General features: G+C 63.7%; 22 protein-coding genes, 1 tRNA gene and 1 riboswitch. Of the genes, 14 read left to right on the forward strand and 9 right to left on the reverse strand.

The genetic code is table 11. The features are described from left to right. A partial coding sequence (locus NCS03_RS11530; protein ID WP_502799951.1) for a PLP-dependent aminotransferase family protein occupies nt 1-569 on the reverse strand: 569 nt, incomplete at its 3' end. A 166-nt stretch (nt 570-735) separates the two neighbouring features. Continuing rightward, nucleotides 736-834: riboswitch (ZMP/ZTP riboswitch) on the reverse strand. Between the two features lie 206 nt (nt 835-1040). Between NCS03_RS11530 and ydfG the strand changes: the two genes are divergently transcribed. The 9 genes from ydfG (at nt 1041) to NCS03_RS11575 (ending at nt 7770) form a co-directional block, all read left to right on the forward strand. Continuing rightward, nucleotides 1041-1787 carry a bifunctional NADP-dependent 3-hydroxy acid dehydrogenase/3-hydroxypropionate dehydrogenase YdfG gene (ydfG, locus tag NCS03_RS11535; protein WP_239295118.1) on the forward strand — a complete coding sequence of 249 codons (747 nt, stop codon included), beginning with the start codon at nt 1041-1043 and terminating at the stop codon, nt 1785-1787. Between the two features lie 127 nt (nt 1788-1914). Then, entirely contained in the window at nt 1915-2376 is a 462-nt protein-coding gene (gene ybgC / locus NCS03_RS11540) for a tol-pal system-associated acyl-CoA thioesterase (protein WP_250440166.1), read from the forward strand. A 165-nt stretch (nt 2377-2541) separates the two neighbouring features. Further along, nucleotides 2542-3219: a protein TolQ gene (gene tolQ / locus NCS03_RS11545; protein ID WP_008342801.1), complete on the forward strand. Its 678-nt coding sequence runs from the start codon at nt 2542-2544 to the stop codon at nt 3217-3219. 15 nt (nt 3220-3234) lie between these two features. Beyond that, the gene (gene tolR, locus NCS03_RS11550) at nt 3235-3678 is read left to right on the forward strand and encodes a protein TolR (protein WP_008342802.1); all 444 of its coding nucleotides are present in this window, start codon (nt 3235-3237) and stop codon (nt 3676-3678) included. Further along, the gene (gene tolA / locus NCS03_RS11555; protein WP_034471522.1) at nt 3675-4778 is read left to right on the forward strand and encodes a cell envelope integrity protein TolA; all 1104 of its coding nucleotides are present in this window, start codon (nt 3675-3677) and stop codon (nt 4776-4778) included. Before tolR ends, tolA begins: the two co-directional genes overlap by 4 nt. Nucleotides 4779-4904: 126 nt before the next feature. Continuing rightward, a complete protein-coding gene (gene tolB, locus NCS03_RS11560; protein WP_008342805.1) occupies nt 4905-6197 on the forward strand; it encodes a Tol-Pal system beta propeller repeat protein TolB in 1293 nt (430 codons plus the stop codon). A gap of 55 nt (nt 6198-6252) precedes the next feature. Next, nucleotides 6253-6759 (forward strand): peptidoglycan-associated lipoprotein Pal, encoded by a 507-nt coding sequence (gene pal, locus NCS03_RS11565; protein ID WP_008342807.1) that lies wholly within the window; start codon nt 6253-6255, stop codon nt 6757-6759. Nucleotides 6760-6795: 36 nt separating this feature from the next. Further along, nucleotides 6796-7545 (forward strand): tol-pal system protein YbgF, encoded by a 750-nt coding sequence (ybgF, locus tag NCS03_RS11570; RefSeq protein ID WP_008342809.1) that lies wholly within the window; start codon nt 6796-6798, stop codon nt 7543-7545. 149 nt (nt 7546-7694) lie between these two features. Further along, nucleotides 7695-7770: transfer RNA gene (locus tag NCS03_RS11575), tRNA-Lys, on the forward strand. Nucleotides 7771-7835: 65 nt separating this feature from the next. Here NCS03_RS11575 and NCS03_RS11580 read toward each other — a convergent pair. Beyond that, the gene (locus NCS03_RS11580; protein WP_250457441.1) at nt 7836-8429 is read right to left on the reverse strand and encodes a hypothetical protein; all 594 of its coding nucleotides are present in this window, start codon (nt 8427-8429) and stop codon (nt 7836-7838) included. A 176-nt stretch (nt 8430-8605) separates the two neighbouring features. Here NCS03_RS11580 and NCS03_RS11585 point away from each other — a divergent pair, with 176 nt between their 5' ends. After that, a complete protein-coding gene (locus NCS03_RS11585; protein ID WP_250529191.1) occupies nt 8606-9670 on the forward strand; it encodes a helix-turn-helix transcriptional regulator in 1065 nt (354 codons plus the stop codon). Nucleotides 9671-9674: 4 nt separating this feature from the next. On the opposite strand, the gene NCS03_RS11590 is transcribed toward NCS03_RS11585, so the two are convergent. Next, entirely contained in the window at nt 9675-13124 is a 3450-nt protein-coding gene (locus tag NCS03_RS11590; RefSeq protein WP_250529192.1) for an ATP-binding protein, read from the reverse strand. A gap of 3 nt (nt 13125-13127) precedes the next feature. Next, nucleotides 13128-14384, reverse strand: coding sequence for a metallophosphoesterase family protein (locus NCS03_RS11595; protein WP_034471513.1), 1257 nt, complete (start codon nt 14382-14384; stop codon nt 13128-13130). 149 nt (nt 14385-14533) lie between these two features. Here NCS03_RS11595 and NCS03_RS11600 point away from each other — a divergent pair, with 149 nt between their 5' ends. Further along, the gene (locus tag NCS03_RS11600; protein ID WP_175980481.1) at nt 14534-14788 is read left to right on the forward strand and encodes a hypothetical protein; all 255 of its coding nucleotides are present in this window, start codon (nt 14534-14536) and stop codon (nt 14786-14788) included. Here the strand turns inward: NCS03_RS11600 and rsmA are convergent. From rsmA to NCS03_RS11620, 4 genes are all read right to left on the reverse strand, one after another. Then, a complete protein-coding gene (gene rsmA, locus NCS03_RS11605; RefSeq protein WP_250529193.1) occupies nt 14770-15585 on the reverse strand; it encodes a 16S rRNA (adenine(1518)-N(6)/adenine(1519)-N(6))-dimethyltransferase RsmA in 816 nt (271 codons plus the stop codon). The genes NCS03_RS11600 and rsmA overlap by 19 nt on opposite strands. A 27-nt stretch (nt 15586-15612) precedes the next feature. Then, nucleotides 15613-16584 (reverse strand): 4-hydroxythreonine-4-phosphate dehydrogenase PdxA, encoded by a 972-nt coding sequence (pdxA, locus tag NCS03_RS11610; RefSeq protein ID WP_239295124.1) that lies wholly within the window; start codon nt 16582-16584, stop codon nt 15613-15615. Nucleotides 16585-16588: 4 nt separating this feature from the next. After that, nucleotides 16589-17932, reverse strand: a complete 1344-nt coding sequence (locus NCS03_RS11615; protein WP_008342825.1) for a peptidylprolyl isomerase — start codon at nt 17930-17932, stop codon at nt 16589-16591. Between the two features lie 135 nt (nt 17933-18067). Next, a complete protein-coding gene (locus NCS03_RS11620; RefSeq protein WP_239295125.1) occupies nt 18068-20458 on the reverse strand; it encodes an LPS-assembly protein LptD in 2391 nt (796 codons plus the stop codon). 227 nt (nt 20459-20685) lie between these two features. Between NCS03_RS11620 and NCS03_RS11625 the strand changes: the two genes are divergently transcribed. The 3 genes from NCS03_RS11625 (at nt 20686) to purB (ending at nt 23884) form a co-directional block, all read left to right on the forward strand. Then, nucleotides 20686-21711 (forward strand): aminoglycoside phosphotransferase family protein, encoded by a 1026-nt coding sequence (locus NCS03_RS11625; protein ID WP_250529194.1) that lies wholly within the window; start codon nt 20686-20688, stop codon nt 21709-21711. A gap of 6 nt (nt 21712-21717) precedes the next feature. Beyond that, nucleotides 21718-22419, forward strand: coding sequence for an N-acetylmuramate alpha-1-phosphate uridylyltransferase MurU (gene murU, locus NCS03_RS11630; protein ID WP_250529195.1), 702 nt, complete (start codon nt 21718-21720; stop codon nt 22417-22419). A 76-nt stretch (nt 22420-22495) separates the two neighbouring features. After that, nucleotides 22496-23884: an adenylosuccinate lyase gene (gene purB, locus NCS03_RS11635; RefSeq protein WP_239295128.1), complete on the forward strand. Its 1389-nt coding sequence runs from the start codon at nt 22496-22498 to the stop codon at nt 23882-23884. A gap of 48 nt (nt 23885-23932) precedes the next feature. On the opposite strand, the gene NCS03_RS11640 is transcribed toward purB, so the two are convergent. After that, nucleotides 23933-24430: a gluconokinase gene (locus NCS03_RS11640; protein ID WP_008342835.1), complete on the reverse strand. Its 498-nt coding sequence runs from the start codon at nt 24428-24430 to the stop codon at nt 23933-23935. Nucleotides 24431-24438: the final 8 nt, after the last annotated feature.

A 24438-nucleotide genomic window follows, 5' to 3' on the forward strand; every position in this document is an offset into this window, starting at 1 on the left:
ATCTTCGAAAGGCGCTCGAAATCGATCTTCAGCGCAAACGCCGACGCGCCCGCGACGATCAGCTTCGGCTTGTGTTCCTTGGCGAGCGCTTCGGTCTTGTCGTAGTCGATGTCCTCGGCTTCGTTCAGGCCGTAGCTCACGACGTTGAACCACTTGCCCGACATGTTGACCGGCGAGCCGTGCGTGAGGTGACCGCCTTCGGCAAGGCTCATGCCCATGATCGTGTCGCCCGGCTTGAGCACGGCGAAAAACACGCCCTGATTCGCCTGCGAGCCGGAGTTCGGCTGCACGTTCGCGGCTTCGGCGCCGAAGAGCTGCTTCACGCGGTCGATCGCGAGCTGCTCGACGATGTCCACATATTCGCAACCGCCGTAATAGCGCTTGCCGGGATAGCCTTCGGCGTATTTGTTCGTGAGTTGCGAGCCCTGCGCGGCCATTACGGCCGGGCTCGTGTAGTTTTCCGACGCGATCAGCTCGATGTGATCTTCCTGGCGGCGGTTTTCCTGCTCGATCGCCTTGAGCAATTCGGGATCGACATTGGCGAGGGTACTTTCGGCTCTGTCAAACATACGTTTTCCGTGAGATCAAAACAGGTTGACCGGATCGCGCGTGCGCCACGTTCGAAGCAGACGCAAAAGACGCTGGAAACCGATGGAGTCCAGGCGCGGCGGATAGAGGAAGAATCCGGTTTCGCGGAACGGACAGCCACCAGCAACGCAGCGACGGCGTGCGGATCTCAGCTGCCCAGGCGAACGGCAAAACGACGCTCCGCGCTTCCTGGTGGGTCGCTCCACCTTGAATCCGAAGATTCTATCGCCAGTCACGCGGGGTTTGAGCGTTGTAGTGTAATGGCCGGCCATGCTTTAGGCAACCGGCTTACAGGGCAATCGGACGGGCGCGCAGCCACGCTTAAAGCACGATCGTTCGCGCCCACGGTTGCTTGCCGCGCCGCATCAATGGAAGTACGCTTTGCGCCGTTGCCGGACGCGTCGCCCTGCGCGCGTCGGCTTTGCCCGTCTCAGTCCATTCGGAGTCCGCTCATGATCGTTTTTGTCACCGGCGCGTCGGCCGGATTCGGCGCCGCCATCGCCCGCACGTTCGTCAAAGGCGGCCATCGTGTGATCGCCGCCGCGCGTCGCAAGGAGCGCCTGGTCGCGCTGTCGAACGAACTCGGCGACGCGCTTCTGCCAGTCGAACTCGACGTACGGGACGAAAACGCCGTCCGCGACGCCGTCGCGGCCCTGCCCGACGCGTTCGCGCAGATCGACGTGCTGGTGAACAACGCCGGACTCGCGCTCGGCCTCGAACCCGCGCAACGCGCGAATCTCGACGACTGGAAGAACATGATCGACACGAACTGCACGGGTCTCGTGACGGTCACGCACGCGATCTTGCCGGGCATGATCGAGCGCAATCGCGGACATGTGTTCAACATGGGATCGGTGGCGGGCACGTATCCGTACGCCGGAGGCAACGTGTACGGCGCGACGAAGGCGTTCGTGCGGCAGTTCAGCCTGAACCTGCGCGCGGACGTCGCCGGCACCGCCCTTCGCGTGACGGACATCGAGCCGGGGCTCGTCGGCGGCACCGAGTTTTCGAACGTGCGCTTCAAGGGCGACGACAGCAAAGCCGCGACTGTATATAAGGATGTGCAGGCGCTCACGCCCGAGGACATCGCCGACGCGATCTACTGGATCGCCACGCGCCCGGCACACGTGAACATCAACGCGATCGAGATGATGCCGGTCGCCCAGACGTTCGCACCGTTGCAAATTCACCGCGGCTGATTCCGATATCTGCCTAAGGATTTGGCGGGGGTGCTTCCGGTTCCGGTAAAATGCCGCCGATGAATATTTGTCAAAATGCGAGCCAGATCGTGTTTATGAGCCTCTGCGCGAGCGGAGCGGCGCAAAGGTGAGTGATCCGTTGACTTTCGAGTGGCCGATTCGGGTGTATTACGAGGACACCGACGCCGGCGGCATCGTCTTCTACGCGAACTACCTGAAGTTCTTCGAACGGGCGCGCACCGAATGGCTGCGCGCGTGCGGAATCGATCAGCAGCGTCTCGCCGATTCGAGCGACATCCTGTTCGTCGTGAGACGCACGGCCGTCGAATATTCGTCGCCGGCGCGCCTGGATGACGTCATTCGCGTTGTAAGTCGCATCGAGCGCCTCGGCCGTGCATCGGTGGATTTTCATCAGGAAGCGTGGCGCGACGGCATGCTGCTCGCGAGCGGCGACATTCGCGTTGCCTCGGTGGATCGCGCGTCGATTCGTCCGGCCGCCATTCCGGATGCGGTGATCGAAGGATTGAAGCGCGGCCCGCACGCGACGCTCGCCGCGGCATCGCGCGGCGCAGATCAAGACCGAGCCTGAACGATGAACTCATCGCACACCGAAGCGAAACCGGGCATCGGGAACAGAGGAAGCATTAACGAGCATGAGCCGGCCACGGCACGGCTTTCGTTTGATTCACATCCATTTCACGAAAGCATGACGCTTTGACCGGACGCCCCTTTCGGGACGTAACAGCAGACCTTTATGAACAATACACAAGACCTGTCGATCATTTCCCTCGTCGTTCACGCGAGCCTGCTCGCGCAGGCCGTGATGGCGCTGCTGTTGCTGCTGTCGCTCCTGTCGTGGACCTTCATTTTCCGCAAGTGGTTTGCCATTCGCCGCGCGCGCGCGCAGACCGAGCGCTTCGAGCGCGATTTCTGGTCGGGCGGCGACCTGCAGGCGCTGTATCAAAGCGCGGCGAACAACCGTCACACGATCGGCGCGCTCGAGCGTATCTTCGAATCCGGCATGCGTGAATTCCTGAAGGGCAAGGAGCGCCGGATCACCGATCCGGGCGCGATTCTCGACGGTTCCCGCCGCGCGATGCGCGCCGCGTTCCAGCGCGAAATGGACGTGCTCGAAGCGAACCTCGCGTTCCTCGCGTCGGTCGGTTCCGTGAGTCCTTATATCGGTCTCTTCGGCACGGTGTGGGGGATCATGAATTCGTTCCGCGGTCTCGCCAATGTGCAGCAGGCGACGCTCGCGAACGTGGCGCCCGGCATCGCCGAAGCGCTCGTCGCGACGGCGATCGGCCTCTTCGCCGCGATTCCCGCAGTGGTCGCGTACAACCGCTACGCGCACGACATCGACCGTCTGGCGATCCGCTTCGAGACCTTCATCGAAGAGTTCTCGAACATCCTGCAGCGTCAGGCGCACTAACAGAAGGAGTCCGCGATGGCAGGCCCCATTCGTTCCAGCATGCGCGGCGGCTCGCGCCGCGCGATGGCCGACATCAACGTCGTGCCATACATCGACGTGATGCTCGTGCTGCTCGTCATCTTCATGGTGACGGCGCCGCTCGTTTCGCCCTCGATCATCAATCTGCCGACCGTCGGCAATGCGCAGCCGCAGGAGCAGCAGCCGCCGCTCGTCATCAACATCAAGGCGGACGGCAGCATGAACGTGCGCTACAAGGAAGAAGGCGGCGCGACGCAAGAGCAGAAGATGACGATGAACGATCTCAACAGCTTCGTGCTCAACCGTCAGGAATCGCATCCGGATCAGCCCGTCGTGATCGCGGCGGACAAAACCGTGAAGTACGAAGTCGTGATGAACGTGATGTCCGATATGAAGGCGCGCGGCGTGAAGCGCGTCGGATTGCTCGTCAAATCGCAATGACCCTTTCGCACAGGCCGACACGCGCATCGTCCGCGCGACCGAATCGCCCGCCGCGTGAACGCGGCACGGGTAAGGCGTTCGCGCTCGCGGCGTTGATGCATCTGCTGCTCGGCTGGTTCCTGTATCACGGCATCAACTGGCAGAACAACACGCCGGCGGGCGCGGAAGCGGAAATCTGGACCGAGATTCCGGACACGCCCGCGCCGACGCCGCGCCCTGCCCCGCCGCCGCCCGCGCCGGTGAAGGTGCAGCCCGCGCCGCCGCCGGCGAAGGACGAAGACGCGGACATCGCGTTGCAGGAGAAGAAGCGCAAGCAGCAGGAAGCCGCCGCGCGCGAAGCGCAACTCGCCGAGCAGCGCCGTCAGCAGGAAGAGGCGAAGCAGGAAGCGGAAGCGAAGCGTCAGCAGCAGCTTGCCGCGCAAGCCGCCCAGCAGAAGGCGATGCAGGACAAGCAGAAGCAGATCGAGCAGCAGCGTCAGGCCGACCTGCAGAAGCAGCAACAGAAGGCGCAGCAGGACAAGCAGCGTCAGCAGCAGCAAGCCGAAGCGCAGAAGCAGGAACAGCTCAAGGAGCAGAAGGAGAAGGAGAAGGAACAGCAGGAAGCCAAGGCGAAGGCCGACGCGCAAGCCAAGGCCAAGGCTGAGTCCGACGCGAAAGCGAAGGCCGCGGCGCAAGCGAAAGCCAAGGCCGACGCGGAAGCGAAAGCCAAGCTCGATGCCGAGCGCAAGGCGCGTCTCTCGCAACTGCAAGGGCAGTTGGGCGGCGGCACGGCGGGCAGCGGCGAAGGCCTGGCCAAGAGCGGCACCGGCAAGGGCGCGGGCGGCAATGCGACCTCGCCTGGCTACGCCGAGAAGGTGCAGCGTCGCGTGCGGCCGAACATCGTGTGGGCCGGCGAAACGGCCGGGCTCGAGACGGTCGTGTCGGTGCGCTGCTCGCCGTCGGGCACGCTGCTGTCGGCGAATATCACGCGCTCGAGCGGCAACGAGCAGTGGGATCAGGCGGCACTGCGCGCGGTACAGCGCTCGGATCCGATGCCGGTGGATATCGACGGCAAGGCGCCTTCGAGCTTCACGATCACGCTGCGTCCGGCGGGCGGTTAACGCGCTAGTCAGCAGTGAAGCGCGCTTGAAAGCTCGCATTAAGCAGCGGGAACGAAATGTGCGACCGCGGGTCTGTTCTGCAGTCCGCGGACACTTGAAAACGCTTTTATCTGGAACCTATACAGCATGAGTTTGATGACGAAGCTTGGCCTGAAAACGCTGGTCGCGTCCTGCCTGATCGCAGCCGGCACCGCTGCACACGCCCAGTTGAACGTACTCGTGACCGGCGTCGGTTCGACCCAGTTTCCGATCGCGACGGCCAATTTCGCCAATGAAGCGAGTTCGCCGCAGCAAGTCAGCGCGATCATTCGCCAGGATCTGCAGCGCAGCGGCAAGTTCACGAATATCGACGCCGGCAGCGCGCCGGTCGCGGAATCCGATACGGTCGATCTCGGCGCGTGGAAGGCAAAAGGCGCGGACGCGTTCGTGTCGGGTAGCGTGAACAAGCTGCCGAACGGCCAATACGAAGTGCGCTTCCGGCTCTACGACACCGTCAAGCAGCAGAACCTGGGCGGCCTGTCGCTCGTCAGCGCCGAAAGCGGCCTGCGCATGAGCGCGCACAAGATCGCCGACTACATCTACGCGAAGCTGCTCGGCGGCCGCGGCGTGTTCGCAACGCGTCTGTCCTACGTCATTCAGACGGGCGGCCGTTATCAATTGCAAATTTCCGATTCGGACGGTCAGGACGCGAAGATCGCCCTCTCCAGCCCGGAACCGATCATTTCGCCGGCGTGGTCGCCGGACGGCACGAAGGTCGCATACGTGTCGTTCGAGAAAAAGAAGCCGGTGGTGTACATCCACGACCTGCCGACGGGACGTCGCGTAGTCGTGTCGAATCAGAAGGGCAACAACAGTGCCCCGTCGTGGTCGCCTGATGGCCGCAAGCTCGCGGTCGCGCTCTCGCGCACGGGCAACACGCAGATTTTCGAAGTCAACGCAGACGGCTCCGGCCTGCGCCGTCTGACACAAGGCAGTTCCATCGACACCGAGCCGTTCTACTCTCCTGATGGCAACTGGATTTATTTCACGAGCGATCGCGGCGGCCAACCGCAGATCTACAAGATGCCGGCGGCGGGTGAAAGCGCCGGCGCGGCCCAGCGGGTCACGTTTGCGGGTGCGTACAACACCAGCCCGCGCGTGAGTCCGGACGGCAAGCAACTCGCGTACATTTCGCGCACTGGCGGCGGCTTCAAGCTGTATCTGCAGGACCTCGCGTCCGGCACGGCGACGGGGCTGACCGACACGACGCATGACGAATCGCCGAGCTTCGCGGCGAATGGTCAGTACATCCTCTACGCCACCCAAGTGAACGGACGTGGCGTGTTGGCAGCCGTTTCGACCGACGGTCGCACGCGGCAAGTCTTGTCAGTTCAGGGCGGTGTGGTGCGCGAGCCGTCCTGGGGTCCGTTCATGCAATAAGTCCAGCAATAACGTTTCACATACAACGTTCAGCTACAACACAAGGAGAGGTACCATGATGTCGAAACTTCGTATCGGCCTGGCAGTTGCGATGGTCGGCGCATTGGCGGCGTGTCACTCGGGCGTGAAGCTCGACGAAGGCCAGAACAAGGGTGCAGTCGGCACGCAGCCGAACCCGACGGACGTGAAGCAGGTCAACATCGACCCACTGAACGATCCGAACAGCCCGCTCGCCAAGCGCAGCATCTATTTCGACTTCGACAGCTATGCCGTGAAGGACGACTATCAGCCGCTGCTGCAACAACACTCGTCGTACCTGAAGAGCCATCCGGAGCGTCACGTCCTGATTCAAGGCAACACCGACGAACGCGGCACGAGCGAGTACAACCTCGCGCTCGGCCAGAAGCGTGCGGAAGCCGTGCGTCGTGCAATGTCGCTGATGGGCGTCGCCGATTCGCAGATGGAAGCCGTGTCGCTCGGCAAGGAAAAGCCGACTGCAACGGGTCACGACGAATCGTCGTGGGCACAGAACCGCCGTGCGGACCTCGTGTACCAGCAGTAATTTACTTAACGTAACCAGTCACGGGTGAGTCGCCCTATGTTGTATCGCTTTCCCTTGCTGCGCGCGGCCGCAGCCGCGTGTGTAGTCGGTTCGACGATGCTGAGTGCGCCCGCGCACGCCGGCGTCTTCGACGACAACGAAGCGCGTAAAGCCGTGCTCGATCTGCGCACGAAGACTGACAGCCTGTCCAGTCAGTTGCAGGCCGCGCAGCGCACGATCCTCGATCAGCAGAATCGTATCGACCAGCTCAATCAGCAGGTCGCGACGGTTCGTGGCCAGAATGAGGATCTGGCCAACCAGGTCGCCACGCTGCAGAAGCAGCAGAAGGACTATTACGCCGATCTCGATTCGCGCTTGAAGAAATTCGAGCCGCAGCAAGAGACGATCGATGGCGTGACGGGTTCGGTGCAGCCGGGCGAGACGGAAGCGTTCAACGCAGCGTCGACTCAGTTTCGTAACGGTGACTACAAGAATGCCGCGGCGTCGTTCAAGGCGTTCGTGGCGAAGTACCCGCAGAGCCCGTATCAGCCGACGGCGCGGTATTGGCTCGGCAATGCGCTCTATGCGCAGCGCGACTACAAGGGATCGACTGCGATCTGGCAGGACCTGGTGAAGAGTTATCCGACGCATCCGCGAGCGCCCGAGGCGTTGCTCGCAATCGCGAACAACCAGATCGAGCAAGGTCAGAAAGCGGCTGCGAAGCAGACGCTTCAGCAGATCATCTCGCAGTACGCCGGCACGGAAGTCGCGCAGACCGCGCAGAGCAAGATGTCGCAAGTGAAGTAAGCGAAGCCGAAGTTCGGAGTTTCGCGCCTCTCGAGGAGAATGCCCGCGGGCAATGGAGCCGCGGGCGTTTTTCTTTCGATGATTTGATGATTCTTCAACCGAGCGGGTTGACAGATTCGCGAATCGAAGTTTATAATTTTGCCTCTTTCGGGTCGTTAGCTCAGCTGGTAGAGCAGCGGACTTTTAATCCGTTGGTCACAGGTTCGAATCCCGTACGGCCTACCAAGTATCAGGTAAAAAGCCCAGTCATTGCGACTGGGCTTTTTGCTTTGGCCGTTCGGTCCTTCGCATCACTGTTCCAGCAGCCTTAGCCGCGGCGTGAGCTCGAGCGCGGCGACGGCCTCGAACATATCGTTCGCTTCACTCAACGCACGGTCCGCTTCGGCCTTGCGCTTCTTGTAGCTCGAATGTCTGTTGAACCCGGCGCCCAGCAGCATCACGCCGACCAACGCACTCGGCCAGACGAAGTACGCCGCGAGCAGGCACAACACGCCCCAGAACGTGTAGGGCCAGAGCTTCGGCTCGGCGGGTATCGAATTGCGCGCCATCTCGATTCGCGCGAGCGCCCGTTCCAGTCCTTCGACGCAACCGCCGCGCTCCCGCAACCGCCCTTCGATTTCATACACCGCGCGCATCGTCTTCTCCTTCGACGGAAGCGACAAGGAACCGATGTCCGTCAGCAAGCTGATCGATTCGTTGACTTGCGCGAAGGATGGCGCCAACGACGCGAAGGTCTGTTCATGCTCGGGAAGCGCCATCGCTTTGCGGACGTCCGAACGCCCCACGCAGACCCCGTGCGAAAAGAAATATTGCTGGATCGCGCGCGATGTCCGGTTCTTGAGACCCGCGAGAAATTCCTCGTTGGCCTGTTCCCTTCTACTCATTGTTTTCGCTCCTCGACATGCTGGGGCCTCATCCCCCGGCGCCGCTATTCTTTCCGCTTATGTCGAAGACCGTCACCCGAAAAATCCGAAAGCCTGATGGCCGCCCCGTCCGATCAAGACACGATTTGTCTCGATAGTTTCTATAATCAGGAGCAACCTTTCCTCGCCTGCGCATCATGACCTCCAGCCTCGACGAAGCCATCCTCCGCGTGCTCCCTACCGAGCGCGACGCGACCGCGTGGCTATCGACGCCCGAAGTCCGCAGACGTCTCGAAGAGCGCGGTCATCGCGTCGGCTATACGAAGAAGGTGCAGCGTCATCTGACGGCGCTCGAAGCCGATGCGCGCGTCGTATCCATGCTCAACGGCCGCGAGCTGCTCTGGCAGCGCAAGCCGTGGCTGCACGGCTTGCAGGAAGGCATGAGCGGTTTGATGAGCGCATCGGAGGCGGTGGCGTTTCACATCCTCCAGCGCTTTGCGGGCAACAAGCTGCCGAATGCCGTCACGCGCGACATCGATCCGCTGTTCAAGGCCGCCGAATCGCGGCTGTCGCAGGAAACGGCGGACAGCCGCATCTATCGCGCGTGGGCGGACAAGATCGATTCCGTCGATGGCGCTTTCACGCTGATTCGGCCGAAGCTGCGTCCGGAAATCTTTCAGACGGTCGCGACCGCTACGTTCTTCGAGCGCGAACTGCTCGTGCAGTATCGCGCGGCATATCGGGGCGAACGCAGCGACGAACCGCGCACGAAAAAGCTGTGGCCGCTCGCGCTGGTCGAATCCGCGGGCGTGATGTATATGGTCGCGCAAGATCCGAGTCGCGCGCCGCGTCCGGAGAAAGGCGAAACGGAATGGACGCGCGCGCTGTATCGGCTGGACCGGATTCGCTCGGTTTCCGAGTCGGGCGAATCTTTCACGTATCCGGACGATTTCAAGCTGCGCAAATACATCGAAACGCAGCAGGTCTTCGACTTTCTGCCCGAGCCGCCGGTGCTGCTCGAACTTGCGTTCGAAGGCAACGCGGGCAATCAGTTGCGCGAATCGCCGATGTCGAAGGATCAGAAAATCGACACGTTGCCCGACGGCCGCATGAAAGTCACCGGCACCGTCACGCCAAGTCTCAAGCTGCGCTGGTGGCTGCGCGCGCTCGGCGCGGGGGTCGAGATTCTCGCGCCGCAAGCGTTGCGTGACGAGTTCGCCGAGGATTTCGTCAAGCTGGCGAAGCGCTATCGGACGAGCTGACGCATCAGCCCATATAACGCACGTTCACCTGCGGCCCGAACACCTCGCGCACGATATCGACGAGATGATCGTGGTGGCTCAGAAAGATCACCTGCGTGCGTTTCGCGATCTGCGCGAGCACGCGCAAGCCGGCGCGCGCGCGGCCATCGTCGAAGTTGATGAAGAGATCGTCGGCGACGAACGGCAACGCCGACGCCTTCTCGCCATGCTCTTCCAGCGCCGCGAGCCGCAGCGCGAGATACAGCTGATCGCGCGTGCCCTCGCTCATGCCGGCGATATCCACATGCTCGCCGCTCGCGCGAATCGCGGACAGCGCCATCGGCTGACGATCGTAATCGACGACGAGCCGCGAGAACGTGTCGAGCGTGAGCGCCGAAAAAATCGTGCTTGCGCGCGACAGCATCGGTCCCTGACGGCGCTCGCGATAACGGTCGATCGCCCACTTGAGCAGCGTCGACGCCGTTTCGACCTTGACGAAGCGCTCGGCGGCATCGGACATCGTGGCGAGCGCTTCCTGGCGTTTCGCTTCGGCGCGCGCGGCGTTCGCTTCGCCTGAAATGGCATTGAATTCGCGGCGCGCGGCGTCGAGTGCCGTCGCCGTTTCGCTCGCGATTCTCACCGATTCCGACAGCGCCGCGCCGATGCGCGAGAGCTCCGCCTGCACGTTCGACATGTCCGCGCCCTCCACTTCCGCGATGAGTTCGTCGAGCGTCAGGCCATCGCCGCCCTTGATGAGCGCGGCGCGCGCGTCGTCGACGGCGGCGGCCAGTTCGCGCTTCTTCTGCGATTGCGCGATGCGTGCCTGAAGCACGTCCGGCGTATCGACACCCGCCAGATCGTAGAGCGGACGCAGCGTCGCCTTCGCTTCCTCGACATCGGCGTGAGCGTGACGCACGTGCTCGCCCGCCGACGCGTGCTCCTTCTTCAAACGCTCACGCTCGCCATGCGCGGCGCAAGCGAGATCGAGACGCGCCGACAACGCCGTCGCAGTCGCGTTCGCGCCGAGCGCCGCGAGCGATTCGTCGAGTTCGCGCGCAAGGTGCGATGCCTCGGCGTCGAGCGCTGTTAGCGCCGCGCGCATCGCGTCGATCTGGCCGTTGCGTACGGTTTCGATGTGCGTCAGTTGCGCGCCGATCTTCTTCACCATGTCGATGGCCGCTTCCGCCGCCGCCTGCGAATCCGCTGCGTTCGCGAGTCCCGCTTTCGCGATCGCCGCCGACCACTCGCATTGCCAGCGTTCGAACGCTTCGCGCGCCGCCTTCGCCGCGCCTTGCCGCGCGATGCGCTCGGCTTGCGCTTCGTCGAGTTGCGCGGATACGTTGCGACGGGTGACCGCGGCTTCGTCGATGGCCGCGATCTTCGCCTCGGCCAGATCGCAGAGCGCGTCGAGATCGGCGCGTGCGTCCGCGTCGTCCAGATGCCGCGCGAGTTCGTCGCGGCGCGCGCGGGAATCGGCGGCTTCGCGCGCGAGTTCTTCGGCGCGCGCATCGAGCGTCTGCGACGCGGCCAGCGCCTTGTCACGCGATGCGATCCACGACGGCGCATCGTCGAGCGACATGTCCGCGATCTGCGACTGCGCGGCGAGCGCGCGCCACGATTCGTCGAACGATGTCAGCGCCGATTCTGCTTCGCGCACGCTTTGCTCGCGTCGCGCGAGCGTCGATTCTTCGTTCGCGACGCGCCGCTTCAAGGCCGCGAGTTGCGTCGCGTGATTCACGGAACCCAACTGACGATCGGCGAGACCATCCGCCGCGTGCATCGCCGTTTCGAAACCGGAAGCGCCTCGATCGAGCGCGACGTCGCCGGACCGGATCGCGCGCCACGCTGCATCGCGCGACGTACGCGCGTCCCGAACCTGATCGCCCGTCACGACATCGTGCGTCTCGACCAGACTGTCGAGTTCCGATCGCACGGCGTGCAGCGCGTCCTGCGCTTCCTTCGCGCGATCGGCCGCGAGCGTCAGCCGCGACGACAGATCCTGCCGCTGCGCGCGCAATGCGGCGATGCGCTCCGCCGCCGGCAGCGTCATCGACTTGAGTTCGCCGATCGGACGCGACCATCGCCCGAGCGACGCCATGCCCGCTTCGAGCAACTGTTGCGCGTCGCGCTTCGCAGCTTCGAGGCGCTGCTGCGTCGCGCTCGCATCGCGATACTTCTGCGCGGCACGCAATGCAGCGCGCAGACCCGGCGACACATCGCCGTTCGCGATCGCCGCGAGCTTCGTTTGCAGCATGACGATCTGCGCGGCGCATGCGTCGGCGGCTTGCTCCGCATTGCGCGCGGCGAGTTCGAGTTCGCCGCGTTCGAGCATCAGGCTCGTGACGGTCTGAAGCGCGAGCGCGCCGGGCATCGCGCCGCGCACGCCCGCTTCGTCGAGCGGCCAGCCGAGCTGCGCGCCGTCCTGCGCAATCTGGCGCAGCCGCAGCGCGACTTCCTGTTCGAGCCGCGCGATTTCGTTCGCGTGATCGGCACAGCGCTGTCGCGTGGCGTCGAGCGCACGAATGCGCGCTTGCGCGGCGAGGACCGCGTCGTCGATCACGATCGCGTCGAGATCGGCTTGCAACTGCGCGGCGGCTCTTGTGTGGACGTCGAGCGCGCTTTGCGCCGCCGCGAGCCGCTTCAGCGCGTTTTGCAGCGTCGCCTCGGCGTTCGCGGGCAGATCGACGGCATCGCCCAGTTCGCGCAATTGCGCGGCCTTCTCACGCCACACGTTCAAGTACGGCGCCACGCGCCTCACGCGCTCCAGCTTGGCGCGCTGCGTTTCGAGCTCCGTGCGGCGCGCGTCTTCATCGCGACGCTTCTCCTCCGCCTCTTCCACGGCGCCGTGCGCGCGACGCCACTGCGCCGTTCTCACGCTCGCCGTCTTCAGCTCGGCGGTGGCTTCGTCGTATTGCTTCAGGCCGATGTAATACGCGCGATCGCCCGACTTGCGCTTCGCCCACAGTCGATCGGCCTCGTCAGCGAGACGTTGGCGCACGTCGCCGAGACTCGCGATGCCCGCCGCCGATTGAAACAGCACCTGCCCGACATCGCTCGATGCATCGAGAATGGCTTCGCCGCCGCGCCGCAGCGCCTCGTGATTCAGGCAGTACATCTGCTCGAAGAAGCCTTTATCGGATGCGCCCAGAAACGTCGCCAGCGCGTCGGCGGGCAGCGCATCGCCGTTCGGCGTGCAGAGCGACGACTTGCGGCTCTTCGTACGATGGAACGCGAACGCGTCGCCGCCCGTTTCGATCGACGCCCCGAGCCGCAGATCGCTTTGCGGATGCACGAACGCAAGCGGCGAGCTATGCGGCATGCCGAAGAGCAGCTCGGAAATCGCGTTCTTGATGGTGGATTTGCCCGCCTCGTTCGGACCGACGACAAAGTGAAAATCGTGTTCCGCCGCCGGAAACTCCACCGTGTGATCGGTGAATTTGCCGTAGCGGATGAGTTCGAGCTTGCCGATACGCATGCCTTACTCCGCGTCCGATAATTGCGCGATCAGCCCCGAGCGCACTTCGGCGACGAGCTTAGCGATTTCGCCATTGCGCACGCGCTCGAGCTCCGGCACGGACTTCTGCAACTCGCTCGGCGCCTGCGACGCCAGTGCGATCAGCCTTTCCTTCAACATGCTCAGAAACTCCGGGTCGGATTCCGCTTCGATGAGAAGACCGTGAAGATCGGCGAGCGCATCGGTGCGGCCGGTGGCGGGCTCGCTGTGCGCGAGCGGCTCGGTCGCGATCCTCACTTTTTCGAGCCAGAGCCGGTCGTGGCTGATCGCGGCGATCTGCGCGAGGACTTCCGCGCGCAGTTGCGCTTCCAGCCCGAAGAGTTCGCCGTGCGCCGCGGTCGCGCCGGCGATCGTCACGCGCACGGCGTGCGGCACGGGCGCCGCGGACGATTCGACGAGCGCTTCGAGCGCACGTCCGACCGCGAGCGCGACTTCATCGAGCGTACCCGCCTGCGATGCGTCGACCGTCACGGCTTCCCAACGCAGCACGTCGATGAAAAGCCGCTCGACGCTCACCTCTTCCGCGTCCGAAACATTGACGATGACCGCGCCGCGCCGTCCCGTCTCGCGGATATTGCGTCCTTGCAGATTGCCCGGAAACACGATGGTCGACGCGTCCTGCCAGATCGCGTAATCGTGCACATGGCCGAGCGCCCAGTAGTGATATTCCTTCGCGTGCAGTTCGGCGACGGAGCACGGCGCGTAGCTCGCGTGCATCGATCCGCCTTCGAGCGCGGTATGCAGCACGCCGATATTGAAATATCCCGCGACCGGCGCCGGATACGCGGTGACGAGATTCGTCGTGACCGCTTTTTCCTTGAAGCTGTGGCCGTGAAGCGCGACCTTCAGATCCTCGATGAGAAAGGTCTGCGGCTTTCGCGTCGAGAACGTGTGGACGTTGTCGGGCAACTGAAGCTGGCTCGTCATTTCGCTTTCGGCGTCGTGATTGCCGAAGAGCACGTACACCGGAATGCCCGCGCGACGCAGCCGCCCCATTTCACGGCAAAAGAAGATGCCCGTGTTGTGATCGCGCCAGGTGCCGTCGTAGAGATCGCCGGCGATCACCATGAAGTCGACTTGCTCGTCGACCGCCACCGACACGAGCTTCGAGAAGGCCTCGCGCGTGGCGTTGCGCAGCATGTCCGCGGGCGCGTCCGCGTAGGCGGAGAGGCCGTGCAACGGGCTGTCGAGATGGATGTCCGCCGCGTGTATGAAGCGCATGGCGCTCGCTCCTTTCAATGGGACCGACGATCATAGCAGCCGGTCAAGACACATCGTGTCCCGATCGACGATGCGTCTTCGGGACGCGATATGTCCCGCCCCGCTCGCAGAATCACTCGTCCGGATTCAACGCGAACAAGGACCAGACGATGAACGCAACACTCGAACGAGACGCCACGATCACGAGCCCTTACACGCCGGGAAACGTCGATGCCGCAATCGGGCATCTGGAACGCGTGCTGTCGGCGGAAGGCGCGAATTCGCTGTTCGGCCAGACTTATTGGCGCACTCGCGTGCAGCAGGTGAGCGCGACGCGTGGCCTGCTTCACGAGCAGCGCGTGCGGCTGGAACGGCTGATGAAACTGCTGTCGGATGCGGGCCGCGTTCAGCCCTTCGAGCGCTGAACGGCTCGTGCCAGCGCGACGAATTCCGCGACCGGCACTTCCTCGGCGCGGCGCGTGAGATCGAAGCCGAGCGCGTCGAAATCGATCGCGTCGCGGTACGCGCTCAGGTTGTTGCGCAATACCTTGCGGCGCTGCGCGAACGCGGCTTTGACGACGTCGCTCAGCACGGTTTCGTCGACTTCGGGCAACTCGTGCGGCGCGAGCGGAATCATCCGCACGATCGCGGAATTCACCTTCGGCGGCGGATTGAACGATTCGGGCGGCACGTCGATCAGCTTGTCCATCACGTAGCGGTATTGCAGCATCACCGAAAGACGCCCGTAGTCCTTGCTCGCGGGCTCGGCGATCATGCGTTCGACCACCTCGTCCTGCAGCATGAAATGCTGGTCGATGACCTTGTGCGCGAACGTCGTCAAATGGAACAGCAGCGGACTCGAAATGTTGTACGGCAGATTGCCGACGATGCGCAGCGTCGGCTTCTCACTTTCGAGCGCGAGCGAAGCGAAATCGAAGTCGAGCGCATCGGCGGAATGCACGACGAGCCTGTCGCCGAAACGCTTTTCCAGACGGCCGATCAGATCGCGATCCAGTTCGACGGCGTGCAGCGGCGACTCGGGCGTGGCAAGCCGCTCGATCAGAGGCTCGGTGAGCGCCGCGAGGCCCGGCCCGATTTCGACCATGCGCTCGCCGCGCTTCGGCGCGATCACATCGACGATGGAATCGATCACGCCCTGATCGACGAGAAAGTTTTGCCCGAAGCGCTTGCGCGCGAAATGGCCTTGGTGTTTGGTCGACATACTGATTCGAATTGAATGCGCGCGAGTTCAGGCGCTGCGCTTGTGGCGCGCCATCGTAACGGCGGCATCGATGGCGGCGATCATGCTGCCCGGATCGGCGCGGCCCGTGCCGGCGAGATCGAGCGCGGTGCCGTGATCCACCGACGTGCGGATGATCGGCAAGCCGAGCGTCACGTTGATGCCTTCGCCGAAGGTCGCGTACTTCAGCACCGGCAAGCCCTGGTCGTGGAACATCGCGAGCACGCAATCGGCGTCTTTCAGATAGCGCGGCTGGAACAGCGTATCGGCGGGATACGGACCGGGCGCATCGATGCCGAGTGCACGGGCGCGTTCGAGCGCAGGCGTGATGACGTCGATTTCCTCGCGGCCCAGATAGCCGTTTTCGCCCGCGTGCGGATTGAGCCCGGTGACGAGAATGCGCGGCGCGGGCAAGCCGAAATGCGCGCGCAGATCGTGATCGATGATGGTGAGCGTTTCGACGAGACCGTCGATGCTGAGCGCCGCCGACACGTCCTTCAGCGGCAGATGCGTGGTCGCGAGCGCGACGCGCAACGGACGTTCGCTGGAACCCGCGAGCATCATCACGACGCGCGGCGTATGCGTGCGCTCGGCGAGGTATTCGGTGTGGCCCGTGAAGGGCACGCCGGCATCGTTGATGGTGCTCTTTTGCAGCGGCGCGGTGACGATGCCGTCGAACCGGCCGGAGACCGCGCCGTCGATGGCGGCATCGAGCAGACCGAGCACGTAGCGCCCGTTCGCCGCATTCAGTTTGCCCGCTTCGGCGGGAACGGCGAGCGCGTGATGTTCGATGTCGACCGAGTCGGGCCATGCGCCGCCCGCGCGGGACGTGAGCAGATCGCGATCGCCGAGCACCGTGAAGCGCGCCGATGGCCAGCGCTCGCGCGCCTCGCGTAGCGCCGCCGCCGTCAGTTCCGGGCCGACGCCGGCCGGCTCGCCGGTCGTAATGGCGATGGCGAGCGGTCGGGCATCGGCATTCATGCTGTTACTGCGCTTGGGCAGCGACGCCCTTGTACTGCACGTACGCGGTGTCGCGCAGTTCGCGCAGCCAGTCGGAATACGCCTGCTCGGCCTTGCGCTGGCCGATCGCCTGACGCGCGATGTCGAGTTGCTGCGACGCCGATCCTTCCGCATCCCGGCGAGCGAGCACCTGAATCAGGTGATAGCCGTACTCGCTGCGCACCGGATCGCTGACCGCGCCGTCCTGCAGGTTGTTCATCGCGCGCTCGAATTCCGGCACGGTCTCGCCCGGGCTGATCCAGCCAAGATCGCCGCCTTGCGACGCCGAACCGTCCTGCGAATACGTGCGCGCGAAGTTGGCGAAATCGCCGCCGTTCGCGACCTGCTGCTTGATATCGAGCAGCCGCTGGCGCGCGGCCTGTTCCGACATACCGTCCGACACGCGCAGCAGGATGTGGCGCACGTGCGTCTGCACGAGTTTCGGCGCATCGCCGGCGGTGCCCTGGCTCGCGCGGCGATCCACCAGCTTGATGATTTCGAAACCGCCGTCGGTGCGCAGCAGCGTCGGCACGACCTGGCCCGGACGCAGCGTCGACACTGCAGTCACGATGCCCGCCGGCAGCGAGCCGGGCGCGCGAAAACCGAGATCGCCGCCCTTGCCGGCGTCCGTGTCCTGCGAATTCTGTTTTGCAAGCTTGGCGAAATCGTCGCCGGCTTGCGCCTGCTTGAGCACCGCTTCGGCCTGCGCCTGAACCTTCGCGACTTCGCTTTCCGGCGCGTCCGACGGCAGCTTGAACATGATGTGCTGCAAACGCAGATCGCTCGCGTTGCGCGCGCCCGGACCGCGCTGGCTGGCGATGTAGTTCGCCACTTCGCCGTCGGACACGGTGATCTTGCTATCCACTTCCTTTTCGCGCAGCTTCGAGAGCGTGAGCTCCGTGCGCGCGTCGCGCATGAATGTGGACCAAGGCACGCCCTGCGCCTCGATGCGCGAGCGGTAGACGTCGAGCGTCATCTGGTTTTGCTGCGCGAGACGCGCGAGCGTGCGGTTCACGGTGGCGTCGTCGATGACAATGCCGTCTTCCTTCGCCTTCTGAAGCTGAATGCGCTCGATCACCATCTGATCGAGCACTTGCCGCTGCATCTGATCCGCAGGCGGCACCGGCGCGTTTTGCTGCTGGAGACGCTTGACGATGAGGGCGGTGCGCTCTTCCAGTTCGCGCTGTGTGATGACGCCGTCGTTCACCACCGCGACGACGGAATCCGCGACCTGCACATTGCGATTCGACAACGCCTGCGCACCGGCCGGCGAACTCAGGATCAGCGCGCCGACCAGCACGCCCGCTGCGATTGCCGTCGATCGAAACATATTCACGTTTGCCACAGATACTCCATCAAATACGGACTTCACCGTTCGTGTCCTGCTTGTGTGTCCTGCCCTGCGCGGCCGCCGACGCGCTCTTCGCTGCACGTCCGTGGACGCCGCGAGCCCGATGATCCGGCCTCACTCGTAATCGCTGTACCGGGAGAGCGGCGGCGCCGCTGCCGGCGGCGGCTGATAACCCTGAACGCTCGCGCGGAACGCGCTGACGAGCCCGTTGTCGACGTTCGACAAGCCCTTGAACGTCAACTGCGCGAGCACGCGCGTGCCCGAGGACGGCTGGCCCAGCGTGTTCACGCCGTTGGCGTAGCGCTGCATGCCGAAGCCGAACGCCCAGCAGTCGGCATCGTACTGGAAGCCCAGAAGCCCGTCGACGAGACGATGGCTCGCGAGATCATAGTTCACGCGGCCGACGGCATAGAGACGGTTCGTGAGCGGCCATTCGCCCGAGACCAGGATCTGGTTGATCGGCTCGTTCACCAGCGTTGTCTGGTTCGAACGCGTGTAGCGATAGCCGACGTTGATCACCTTGCGCGCGCCGGGACTGAACGCAAAGCCGATGCTCGAGCGCACGAGCTGGTTGTTGTCCACATTATATTGGAACGCAGTTTCCGAAGCGAAACCAGCACCCAGCTTGATGGCCGCGCCGGCGATCAGGTCGGAGTGCTTTGCCTGTCCCGGCGGCTGATCCGGCGAGATCGTGACGCGCTGGCTCTGGAAATAATACTGCTGCGCGATGACGAAACGCGCACGCTCGTCGCCCGTCGCCGGGTTGATGAAGCGCGTGGTCAGGCCGGCCGTCAGGCGATTTGCGTCCGCGATCCGGTCGTTCCCGACAAACGTGTTCGGCGTGTAGATTTCAGCGAGACCGAAGTCGGCTTCGGCGGTATCGAAGATCGGCGCGAAGTCCTGATTGTGATACGGCGTGTAGACGTAGTAGAGCCGTGGCTCCAGCGTCTGGATGTAGTCCTGCCCGAAAAGCCGCACCGAGCGGTCGAACACGAGGCCCGTGTCGAAGCTGAGCGTCGGGATCGATTCGGTGAAGTTCTTCGGCTGCCCCGCGACCGGCGGCGACGAACCCGCGACCTGCGTCGTCGCGATATGGCTCAGATCGTACGAGGCGAAGTGCCATTGCACTTTCGGCGTGACGAAATAGCCGGGCGCATTGACGCCGTAGCTCAGGTACGGATTGAAGTACAGCCGGTTGCCGTCGGTGGCGCCGTCGGTCGTGATCGTGAAGCGCGTGGCGTCCAGTTCCGCGCCGTAGTCGAAGCCGCCGACGTTGTACTTGTTGTACTGAACGTTGACCTGCGGCTCGCGGGCGTACGGCGGCGTCGAGGGTTGCAGCGTCTGCCAGCGCTGTTCGCGCGCGAGCACCGACCACGGGCCGTTGTTGTACGTGAGCCCCGCTTCCTGCTGATACAGCAGTTGCGTGCCGTTCAGGAACTGATTCGACGCGTTGCCCAGGTCTTCCGGATATTGATCGTCCGAAACCTTGTTGTAATTGATGTAACCGCCGAAGCCGCTGCCGAAGTTCTGACGGTGCTGCCAGAAGATCGCGTAGCGGTTCGAATGCGTCACGCGGTCATCGGGCAGATAGTTGACGTCGAGCGAGCCCGAGTACGTGGGCGACAGATAGCGATATGTCGCCTCGCCCAGTACGCCGCGCTTCGTCATGATGCGCGGCGTGATGGTCAGATCGCGATTGGGCGCGATATTGAAATAGTACGGGATCGTCGCTTCGAAGCCGGTCGTCGAACTGAGCGTGAAGGTCGGCGGCAGAAGGCCGCTGCGACGGTCGCCCGTCAGCGGAAACGACAGCCACGGGCTGCCGAAAACCGGCACGCCCTGGAAGAACAGCACGCCGTTGTGGGCGATGCCCTCTTCGGCGCCGGTGTCGAAATCGAACGACGTGCCCTTGATGTACCACGCCGGATCGGACTCGCACTGGCAGGCCGTGTACGTGCCGTGGTCGATGCGCGCCCGCTCGTTGTCGATCATGTCGGCGCGCGCGGCGCTGCCCGAGCCGCCCGTCAGATTGAAGCGGTACTTCGGGTTCGTCATGAACCCTTCATTCGCTTCCACCTTCAGATGCGCCTCAGGACCGACGAACGACACGCCGTTGTTGATCAGCCTGACATTGCCGAAAGCATCGGCCATGTCGGTGTCCTGGTCGTAGTGGAGCGCGTCGCCCTTGATGACCGTGACCGTGCGCCGGATCTCCGCCGAGCCCTTCGCCGCCATGTCTTCGTCGGTCGTGCCCGTCGCCTTGTCACTGAGGAGGAAGGTCGAGGGCTGCTGGCCGTTTTGCAGCGGGCGTTCCTGGAGCTCCGGCGCGAGGCGCAGGCTGCCCGGGCCGTCGAGCGGCTGCGGATAGGCGGCGTCGCCCACGAGCTGCGCGTGGGCAAGAGCGGGCATCAAGCCTGGAACGGATAGAAGCGCAGCGACGAGCCGCCGCCTGCGTGGCTTGTCGTCGCCTTTGATTTTCGATACGGGAAACTGTCGTGGCGGCATGTATGGGTGGCGGTTCGATCCCGTTCGCGTCCCACGCGCCCGATGCCGCCGGGCAGGCGGCCGCGCCTTTCCGCAGTCACGAACTTGACGGTCCGTTGCTAAGCGGGGACGACACTCGATCGAACGGTGACGCTCACAGTCGTCGGGAGCCTGGTGCCAGGCGTGAAACGGATCGCTTAAAAAAGTCGTGGGGTATTATATGGCAAGATGTTTGGCCCCTCGAATTTATGACGCACATTCCTTCCGACGCCCGCCTGAACCAGCTTCGCTCGTGGCTCGAAAACGTCGCCGGACCCTACCGGCTGAACGTCGCGAGCCTCGCTCCCGCCTCCGCCGATGCCAGCTTTCGCCGCTATTTCAGGCTCGAGAGCGATGCGGCGTTCGGCAAAACGCTCATCGCCGTCGATGCGCCGCCGCCGGAAAAATGCCGCGAATTCGTGCAGGTCGCCGGGCTTCTCGAGGCCGCGAACGTGCATGTGCCGAAAGTTTTGGAAACGGATTTCGACGCCGGTTTCATGCTGCTCACCGATCTCGGCACGACGACTTACATGTCGGTGCTCGACGAAAGGAACGCGCGGCCGATGATGCGCGCCGCGATCGACACGCTGATCCGCTTTCAGCAAACCGCGCGCGAAGGCGTGCTGCCGCCGTTCGACGAGGCGTTCCTGCGCCGCGAGATGGAGCTGATGCCCGAGTGGTTCATCGGACGCCATCTGGGCCGTGAAGTCGCCGCCGACGAACGCAAGACGCTCGACGCCACGTTCACGCTGCTCGTGCAAAGCGCGCTCGCGCAGCCGCAGACTTTCATGCTGCGTGACTTCATGCCGCGCAATCTGATGGTGTGCGAGCCGAATCCGGGCGTGCTGGACTTTCAGGACGCGGTGTACGGCCCGATCACGTACGACATGGCCTCGCTCATGCGCGATGCGTTCATCAGCTGGGAAGAAGAGTTTCAGCTCGATTGCGTCGCGTATTACTGGGAGCGCGCAAAAAAGGCCGGACTTCCCGTCGATGAGGATTTCGGCGAGTTCTATCGCCAGCTCGAATGGATGGGCCTGCAGCGCCACATCAAGGTGCTCGGCCTCTTCGCGCGGATTCACTATCGCGACGGCAAGCCGCGCTATCTCGCCGATCTGCCGCGCTTCATCGGTTATGCGCGCAAGGTCGCGGAACGCTACGCGCCGCTGTGGCCGTTCGCGCGTCTGCTCGATTCGCTGGAAGGGCGCGCGGTCGATGTCGGCTACACCTTTTGATTCACGATGACGCACGCTTTGAAAACAGCGATGATCTTCGCCGCCGGACGCGGCGAACGCATGCGCCCGCTCACCGACCTCTGTCCGAAGCCGTTGCTGCCGGTCGGCGGAAAGCCTTTGATCATGTGGCAGATCGAGCGTCTCGCGGCGGCGAGCGTCGAAACGATCGTCATCAATCATGCGTGGCTCGGCGATCAGATCGAAAGCGCGCTCGGCAACGGTTCTCAATGGGGCGTCGAGCTGCGCTATTCGGCCGAGACCGAAGCGCTGGAGACGGCGGGCGGCATCGCACGGGCGCGTCATCTGATCGGCGATGGCGTGTTCATCGCGGTAAGCGGCGACGTCTTTTGCGACTTCGATTACGCGACCTTGCGCGAGCGCGCCTCGACGCTCACTTCGATGCCCTCGCCCGGCATGCATCTCGTGATGGTGCCGAATCCGCCGTTCCATCCGAAGGGCGACTTCGCGCTGAACGACGGCACGCTCGCGCTGGAAGGCGAGCCGCGCTATACGTTCGGCAACATCGGTCTGTACGACACGCGCATGTTCGACGATCTCGCACCCGGCACGCGCCGCGCACTCACGCCGTACTATCGCGAAACCATCGCGGCCGGGCGCGCGAGCGGCGAGCTCTACGAAGGCCGATGGGAAAACGTCGGCACGCCCGCGCAGCTCCGCGCACTCGACGAGGAACTGCGGGCGGGGTGAGCTTCGGAGATTGGGACGCATCCGATGGTAAAATGCGCGGTTCTCGCGTCTTTTCCTTCCATTGCGACAAGCAATCATGTCCGATACCCGTCCCGATACCCTCTTTGCGCTCACCGCGCTCTCGCCGCTCGACGGCCGCTATGCCGCCAAGACCGAAGCCCTGCGCGACTGGCTTTCCGAAGCCGCGTTCATGCGCCATCGCGTGACGGTTGAGATTCACTGGCTGATCGCGTTGTCGCGCGCGGGTTTCGCCGAAGTGCCGCGCTTCTCCGACGCTTCCGAACAGTTCCTGCTGGGCCTCGCCGAGCGCTTCACCGCGCACGATGCGGCGCGCATCAAGGACATCGAACGCGTGACGAATCACGACGTGAAGGCCGTCGAATACTGGCTCAAGGAGTCGGTCAAGGGCCAGCCGGAACTGGAGCGCGCAAGCGAATTCATCCACTTCGCGTGCACGTCGGAAGACATCAACAACACATCGCACGGTCTGATGCTCGCCGGCGCGCGCGAACGCGTGATTTTGCCCGCGCTGCGCTCGGTGCATGAACGTCTCGTGAAGCTCGCGCACATGCACGCAGAGCAGCCCATGCTTTCGCGCACGCACGGTCAGCCCGCCAGCCCGACGACGCTCGGCAAGGAAATCGCCAATGTCGCGGCGCGTCTTGCGCGCGCGATCACGCGTATCGAAAAGGTCGAACTGCTCGGCAAGATGAACGGCGCGGTCGGCAACTTCAACGCGCATCTGTCGGCGTATCCGGACTTCGACTGGGAAGCGTTCTCGAAAGATGTCGTCGAAAATCGGCTGAAGCTCACGTTCAATCCGTACACGATCCAGATCGAGCCGCACGACTACATGGCCGAACTGTTCGACGCCGTCGCGCGCGCGAACACGATCCTGCTCGACCTCGATCGCGATGTGTGGGGCTACATTTCGCTCGGCTATTTCAAACAGAAGACGAAGGCCGGTGAAATCGGCTCCTCGACGATGCCGCACAAGGTCAATCCGATCGACTTCGAGAACTCGGAAGGCAATCTCGGCCTCGCGAACGCGACGCTGCGCCATCTCGCTGACAAGCTGCCGGTCTCGCGCTGGCAGCGCGATCTCACCGATTCGACGGTTCTGCGCAATATCGGCGTCGCCTTCGGGTACTCGCTGCTCGCTTACGACGCGCTGATCCGTGGCCTCGACAAGCTCGAAGTGAACGCGGCGCGTCTGAACGAAGATCTCGACAATACGTGGGAAGTGCTCGCCGAGCCGGTGCAGACGGTGATGCGCCGCTACGGCATCGAGAACCCGTATGAGCAATTGAAGGAACTGACGCGCGGCAAGGGCATCACGCGCGAGGCGCTGCAGACGTTCATCGGCGGGCTGGCGATTCCGGCCGACGCGAAGAAGCTGCTGCTGGAGATGACGCCCGGCTCGTATATCGGCAAGGCGGTGGAGCTGGCGAAGCGGATCAGCTAAGCAAAAAGACAAAAGCCCCGGAATTCCGGGGCTCTTTTCATTGGCGCGTCATTTGCGCGTCTTCAACTTCTCGAGCACGTTGTCGACGATCTGCTCGGGCGTGAGCTCGATGCTTTCCGTAATCGCCTCGTCCTCGCCGGGTTCTTCCAGTGTGTCCAGTTGGCTCTGCAACAGCGAGGGATCGAAGAAGTGTCCGGTGCGCGAACCGAGACGCTCGCGAAGCACATCCATCGTACCGTGCAGATAGATGAAGCACACGTCGCGATCGCCGTCGCGCAGGATGTCGCGATACGAGCGTTTCAGCGACGAGCACGTAAATACCGCCGTCTCGCCCGCACGCTGCTTTTCCTCGATCGCGGCACGAATGGTCTTGAGCCACGGCCAGCGATCCTCGTCGGTCAGCGGGATGCCCTTGTGCATCTTCTCCTTGTTCGCGGCGCTGTGGAACGCGTCGCCGTCGGTGAAAGTGCAGTGCAGCCGCTCCGCCAGCATCTCGCCGATGAGGGACTTGCCGGCACCCGACACGCCCATTGCGATCAAAATCATCGAAGTCT

Source organism: Caballeronia sp. ATUFL_F1_KS4A (assembly GCF_023630905.1).
GTDB lineage: Bacteria > Pseudomonadota > Gammaproteobacteria > Burkholderiales > Burkholderiaceae > Caballeronia > Caballeronia zhejiangensis.